The following is a 6,951-nucleotide window of genomic DNA, read 5'->3' as shown; positions in this document are numbered from 1 at the left end:
TCTTCGAGGCTGGTGAGCTGGGCTCGTATGTGTCGAACCTCTACCAGAACGGCATGTTCCTCGCCGAGTGCATCGCCTCTGGCCGCGCCGCTGCCGACACCGCGTTTGGCGGGCGCTCCACGGTGAGCGAGGAGCCGCCCATGCAGGGCATGGCGGATCTCATCGACATCACGAAGAAGCCTGACGGCACGTATGAGCAGATGATCAACGGCAACGACGGCCAGTTCACCATCTCCGTCACCGTTGAGGGTGGCAAGATCACGGCCATGGAGGTCGTGAAGGGCCGCGACAACATGTTCATGACCGATGAGCAGCTCCAGCAGTTCATCGACACGGTCATCAACGACCAGACCGTCGCCGTCGACACCATCGCCGGCGCCACGCTGGACAGCAACAAGCTGAACCAGGGCCTGCAGGACATGTTCAAGGACACGGCGACCGCGTAACGCGCGGGATCTGTACGAAACGCGCCCACGTCCCCGGGGCCCTCATGGGCTCGCCGCGTGGGGACGTGGGCGCTCGTGTCTCGGGGTGCCACCCGAGGCGGGATCATTTTGACACAGCTTGTCGAAAAGAGGCTCTCCCATGAGCAAAGAAATGTCGCGCCGCACGTTTGTTGCCGGCGCATCCACGGCCGCTGCCCTCTCTACGCTCGGCGGCGTTGCCACGGCGCTCGCGAGCGAGGCGTCGGCTGCCAAGGATGAGAAGGCCGGCTCCGCTGCGGCCGAGGCCGAACCCGCTCCCATCGTGCCGGGCGGTCCGAGTGCTGGCATCGTGCGTGTGACCATCAGCGTCAACGACTACGAGAAGAGCCGCTCGTTCTTCACGAACATGCTCGAGTTCAAGGAGATGGCGACGGGTATTCTCTCGCCCGAGGAGGTCAAGGGCCTGTACGGCCTTGAGGGCGGAGCGCGTTACACGATGCTCAAGAACGAGTGGCAGACGACGCTTGTGCAGCTCATCGAGTTCGAGGCACGTACGGGCAAGTGCATCCGCACCGACCGCCCGAGCTGGGATCCCGGCTACTTTGACGTCGCCATGCGCTGCGACGACAACAAGGCCGTGCGCGACCACCTCGTGAAGCTGGGTTACAGCTACTACTGTGAGCCGCACGAGTACACGACGGAGTGGAGCGGCAACACGGTCAGCGAGGCCGTTGCATGCGGTGTTGACGACATGCCCCTGACGCTTATCGAGTCAGTCTCCGAGCCGCGCCCTGAGTTCGAGGGCCTGTTCAAGAACATCACGGACGTCGCGCAGGCTGTGAGCGACATCGATGCGGCGGACGCGTTCTACGGCGGTGTCCTGGGCTTGACGAAGGTGTATGACGAGGAGGTTGTGGGCCTGGTCGATGCCATCCTCAACCTGCCTGCCAACACCCCGACGCGTCTGGCCATGTACTCGGTCGAGGGCACGCCCGTTGTCGAGCTCATCCAGATGGACATCGAGGGAACGCCGATGTCCGACGTTGCGAAGCCCGAGAACGCCGGCCTGTTCTGCACGAGTTTCGAAGTCGACGACGTCGCGGCGACGCTGAAGGCATGCGAGGATGCGGGCTTTGCGCCGCACGGTGATCCTGTTGAGTGCTTCGTTGCGCCGTATGGCACAATCGACGCCGCCATCGTTGATGGACCGGACGGGATGCTCGTAGAGCTGTTCCATCGCAAGTAAGTTTTATCAATGCGCTCCGGTGCCGCGCGCCGGGTTGCGTTTACATGACGTCCCCGGGAAGGGAACCCCCGACCCTTCCCGCTTTGGACCGCGGGCACTGGCGATGTCCTGTCTCGCCGGTGCCCGCATTCGTTGGTGAGGTTGCCGTGCTGCCAAGGCGCTACCCCAGCGGTGGCTGGTCCCGAGAGCCACCTTGTTGACGGGTGGCGTCAAGCAGCTCGATGAGCTCCTGTTTGGAGTGGACGTCGAGCTTTTCGTAGATGCGCTGCACGTAGTTGCGCACCGTGTTCGTGGCCAATCCCAGCTCCTGCGCCGCGTGTGACATCGAGCGGCCGTGAGCAAGCAGGTCGACGATTTGTGCCTCGCGATCCGTGAGGTCATTCCATGCGACGGGGCCTTTTGGGACAGGGGGAGTCGGGGCTACCGGCTCGGTGTTGCGGGGAGACGTTGCCGTTAGTGTCGCGTGGGTTGGGTCTATCGGCGCGCTGCTCCTGCGTGTGCGCGGTCTGACCAGCGCTTCCACGTCGCTGAGGGGAACGGTGACGCCGCCGGGCTCCCTGTCTTCCCCACGGCGGCGGGGGCGTGCCAGCGAGACGAGGGGAAGCGACAAGAGGTACAGTGCGACGGCTGACACGACAAGCGAGCGGACGGTCTCATCGAGGTGCTCCTGGGCGCCCAGGGCCTGGCCGGCGAGAAGCCCGGCGAGCAGGAGGAGGCGGGCGGCAAACATGGAGAGGCAGGAGACGGAGAGTATGGGAATGTCCCACATGCGCGCCGCCTCGATGAGCAAGAACAGCACAGAGATGCTTGTAATGGCGTTGAGCACGACGAGTGCCACGTAAAAGCCGACGCTGTAGGCCGTGCTTGCGAGCGGAAGGGCGATGAGGGCGAGCGCTACCAGAGGAAACGACAGGCGGAATATACGCCGAATATTGGGCATGCTGCGACCGAGAAACGCTATGCCGGCGACAATGAGACAGGCGAGCATCGTGACGAGACTCTTTGCGACCGTATGACTTGTGGAGCCTGACGTACTTCCTGTTTGGAACGCCGTGACGAGGCCGAACGTCATGACGAGCACGGCGTAGATGACGAGAGGGCTCCAGATCTCGTGCAACGCGCCGAGCGCGCGCTCACGACGCGACAGGTCGGGCGCCCCGGGCTCCGGGCCTGTGGACGACGCTGCTTTTGCGGACGTCGCTCGTTGTAGCTCGCGAGGGGCGAGCGTGCGGGCGAGCCACCAGTAAAGGGCTGCGCTCAGTAGTCCCATGACGGTCAGGCAGATCGCTTGAGCGCCTACGGGTATGAGGCACAGCGGGATGAGGACGACGGAGCTCAGGAGCATGGCGCCGACGAGCGTTGTTAGGCAACGGCGTGGTCTCAGCGTGACGAAGGCCATGAGCCAGGCGGCGTTGGCGACGATCCACGTTACGCCGCTGATGATGCTGAGCACGAGATGCGTGGTGCCGCCGGCTTGCGACTGACCTGAACCTAGGCCCGACGCGAGGTTCGTCAGGGAGAGCGCGACGATGGATGCCATCGCGGGCAGATGAAGGCGTGCGCTGGGCTTCAGCCAGCCGACAACGGCGAGCGTGCCACTCGCGAGGAGCATAAATGCGGAGGCTGCGATGGAGAACGAGAGGTTGCTGCCCAAAGGGGGAGTCGCTGTGTTTACCGTGTTCATGCCCGTTGCGTACGTCGCGTTCATGAGCGCGCGAAAGAGGCCGTATCCGACGAGGAGGGCAAGGCAGTAGACGTCGACGCGCTCGGATACGGTGCGTGGCGCAGACGGTGCCGTGCAGACGGCCGCCGAGCCGGCGGTCTCGGCCTTGAGGGAGCTCCGCTGCTGCGCTGGGCCCATGTCTGCCTCGATTCACTCTGTCACGTCTTCTCGATGCCACGAAGCAAAAGTATAGGGCATATAACCGTTGGGCCCTGCCAGCGCCAAGCGAATGAAACCGGATTCTGTTGCGAGCGGGTGTTGTCGGTATTGGGCCGGTCAGTCGGCATGCTTCGGAAGCTCGCTGCCCCCATAGAGCGCGACGAGCTCCTCGCGGGAATGCACCCCGAGTTTGGCATACAGGCCCTTCGTGTAGCCGCGCACCGTGCTGACGGCCAGGCCGAGCTTGTCGGCCGCCTGGGATATGGTCATGCCCCGCACCATGAGCTGGGCGAGCTCGCGCTCTCGCGGTGTCAGGCGATGCCCGTCAAAGGTGGCGTGGGGCGGGGTGCCCCCGTCGTTGCGCGCGCCGGAGGCCGAGTGGAGGGCCGCGGGTTCACTGCTTGTTTTGGGAGACGCTTCGAGGCGTCCCGCGCCCGTGGCAGCCGCCTTTACGGGCGACTCTGGATCGGGGCGCTGGCGGCGGGTGAGCGCAACGAGGCCGAGCGAGAGCAGGTAGAGCGCGACAAAGGCGACGGCGAGCGTGCGCGTCGTGAGGTCGGCAAACCCCAGCGAACCAAGGGCGCTGCCGAGGAGGAGCCCTACGAGCAGCAGGGCTCGAGATCCGAGCGTGACGACGGCGACGGAGGGTATGACGGGGACGCGTCTCTCGACGCACATGCCGAGCAGAAGGGCAAGCGCGACGGTGCTCGCGATCGCGTTGAGCGCGACGAATATAGCATCAAAGAGCAGCATGTAGGTGGGGCCGAGAAACGGCAAGATGCCAAGTAGTAGAGCGACGGCGGGAACGGCGACCTTGAACAGCGCGGAGATGTCGGGCACGGTGCGTGCCCGGAGCGCGATGACGAGCAGGAGGGCATAGGCGACAACGCTGGCTATGCCCTTGGCGAAGGCGCCCTGGGACGGAGGGGCGCCGACGGCCTGAAACGAGGCGATGAGCCCCAGTGCGATGCTGAGACACGCATAGACGGCGAGCGGTGCTGCGAGCCTGCGGAGCACTGAGCCAACGGAAGGGGGGCGTTCCGTCTCTGTCACGGACGAAGGGCGGGGAGAGCCGCTCGTCGTGCAGAGATACAACCCGGCGCTGAACAGGCCTGTCCCTGCGGCAAGAAAGGGGGCGACGGAGAGGGGTAGCGCGGTGAGGGCAAGGCTCAGCGTGGCCCCGAGCAGCGAACCGGCGATGAGGGACAGGACGCAGGGCTGGGTGCCCAGCCGAGCGAGGGCGTCGAGCCATGCCGTGTTGCCGATGATGGCCGTGACGCCATAGACAAGCGAGAGAACGGGGACGAGGGCAGGCAGCTTGTTGCCCGGAAGCGCAACGAGGATGGCGCACGAGAGCACGACGATGGCGGAACAGGCAACAGGACGGATGACGCGAGGTCGAAGGCGCGCTCCGAACGCGAGCAGGACAGCGGCGCACAGAATGATCGAGAAGGACGCCATGACGGAAAACGGCACGTCGTTGATGATGACGTGCACGTTGGGTCGCGTCGACATGGCGGTCGAGTAGCTCTGCTCCATGAGCGCCTTGAACAGCCCGAAGCCCACGATGCCCTGAGCAAGGGAGCACGAGGACGCCTGTCGAAATGCGATGCGCATGACGCCTCCCGGTGATGCCTCAGTGGTATCGGATTATCTATTGTAGATATGTGTCCATGCATTGATACACCCCACATGTGTTTCATCTCAAAGGCTCTGTACCGGAAAAGTAACCACAAGCTGTGGCTTGTCTTTTGACCGCAGCATCCCTACGCGGAATCGTGTGGCGCCATACCACCGTACTTGACAGCTGTGAGCTGGGACGATCATCACCCATACCGTGCGGCTACCCAGATGAGTCATATGGGGCGAGCATGTACCCAGAACGTGCGTTCCCATGACGCACGTAATGACCAAGGAGGGTGCACATGGATACAGCGATGACGCGCAGGGACGTTCTCAAGGGTGCCGCGCTCGGTGCCGCGGCGACGGGGCTGGCGGCACTTGCCCCAGTGGCACTGGGAAGCGAGGCGGCACCTGCGTTTGACCGCGAAGTTGACTTCCTTGTCGTGGGCTACGGCCTGGCCGGAGAGGCTGCCGCACTCGAGGCGAGCGACATCGATCCGACGGCGGACATTCTCATCATAGAAAAGCTCGACGAGGGGCAGGCCGGTGGCAATTCCATAGCGTCAGGCCAGACGATCATCGTCCCGAATCCCGACGACGTCGACACGTTCAAGACGTACGCCGCTGCGTGTTTTGAGCCCAACCCTGTGCCTGATGACTACCTCTCTTGGATGTGCAACGAGTTCGCGACGCAGGTCGACTGGATTCAGGGCACGATGTCTCCCGTCGATTACGAGATAGGCTACGTGTCGGGCGGCCCCATCGAGTGGGGCAAGCTCGTGACGGAGTTCCCCGACCTGCCTGGTTCGAGCTTCTCCGGCTGCTCGGCGCACGTTCGCGCTGTGGGGCAGACATTCGAGGACGGCGGCGTCTGGCGCGGCTTCGACGCCGCGGTGAGCGCGCGTGACAATATCACGGTCGAATATGAGGTCGCATTCAAGAACGTCGTTGTCGACGCTGATGGCAAGGTTGTCGGCATCATCGCCGACAACAAGGGCACGCAGGAGTGCATCGGCGCGGGCAAGGGCGTGTTGCTTGCTTGCGGTGGCTACGAGAACAACCTGCAGATGCAGCGCGACTTCCACGGCATGGACATGGTGTATACCGGCGGCACGCCGGGCAACACCGGCGACGCCATTCAATCGCTGATGGGTTTGGGCGCCGAGATCTGGCACATGCGCAACCAGACGCAGTCCGGCGGCTTCTGGCTGGGCATTAAAGTCCCCGAGTACGAGAGTACGTTCATGCGAGCTTTCGACATGCCTGCGGGCTCGTGGATCGAGGTCGACGCCGAGGACAAGCGCTTCTACAACGAGTCGGCGGCCTACCATCGCCAGCACATGAAGTATCGCCAGTACGGCCATTACGTCGACCTGCCGCATGACCGCGCCCTGCCCGTGCACCTTATCTTCGACGAGAAGACACGTGCTGCCGGCCCCATCGTGGCGCTCTGGCTCTCGTGGCCCATCACGAAGCTCGGGTACAAGTGGTCGAGCGACAACTCGGCGGAGATCGACAAGGGCTGGATCGTAAAGGCCGACACCGTAGAGGAGCTCGCCGAGCTGACGGGCCGCAGCGCTGGTGCTCTCCAGCTTGCCATCGACGCGTACAACGAAGGCTGCGCGTCGGGTAAGGACGAGTTTGGCCGCTCCGCTGAGACGATGCAGCCTATCGACACGCCACCGTACTACGCCGTTGCCATCACACCGACGCTCGTGGGCACGACCGGCGGTGCAAAGCGCGACACGGGCTCGCGTGTCCTGCGCTGGGACGGC

General features: G+C 64.1%; 5 protein-coding genes. 3 read left to right on the top strand and 2 right to left on the bottom strand.

Annotation, left to right across the window (positions count from 1 at the left end; translation table 11 throughout):
• Together KHZ24_11865 and KHZ24_11860 are read left to right on the top strand one after the other, a co-directional pair.
• The coding region (locus tag KHZ24_11865; GenBank protein MBS5451882.1) for an FMN-binding protein at positions 1–446 on the top strand (446 nt) is incomplete at its 5' end.
• Positions 447–585: 139 nt separating this feature from the next.
• Complete coding sequence (locus KHZ24_11860; GenBank protein MBS5451881.1) at positions 586–1,671, top strand: VOC family protein; 1,086 nt, start codon at positions 586–588, stop codon at positions 1,669–1,671.
• Positions 1,672–1,831: 160 nt separating this feature from the next.
• Here the strand turns inward: KHZ24_11860 and KHZ24_11855 are convergent, their stop codons facing one another.
• Entirely contained in the window at positions 1,832–3,532 is a 1,701-nt protein-coding gene (locus tag KHZ24_11855) for a helix-turn-helix transcriptional regulator (protein MBS5451880.1), read from the bottom strand.
• A 138-nt stretch (positions 3,533–3,670) separates the two neighbouring features.
• A complete protein-coding gene (locus tag KHZ24_11850; protein MBS5451879.1) occupies positions 3,671–5,170 on the bottom strand; it encodes a helix-turn-helix transcriptional regulator in 1,500 nt (499 codons plus the stop codon).
• Positions 5,171–5,478: 308 nt separating this feature from the next.
• Between KHZ24_11850 and KHZ24_11845 the strand changes: the two genes are divergently transcribed.
• On the top strand, positions 5,479–6,951 hold a 1,473-nt coding region (locus KHZ24_11845), incomplete at its 3' end, for an FAD-binding protein (GenBank protein ID MBS5451878.1).

The sequence above is a fragment of the Coriobacteriia bacterium genome (genome assembly GCA_018368455.1).
Lineage (GTDB): Bacteria > Actinomycetota > Coriobacteriia > Coriobacteriales > UMGS124 > JAGZEG01.
This window is presented reverse-complemented; position numbering and strand designations above follow the sequence as displayed.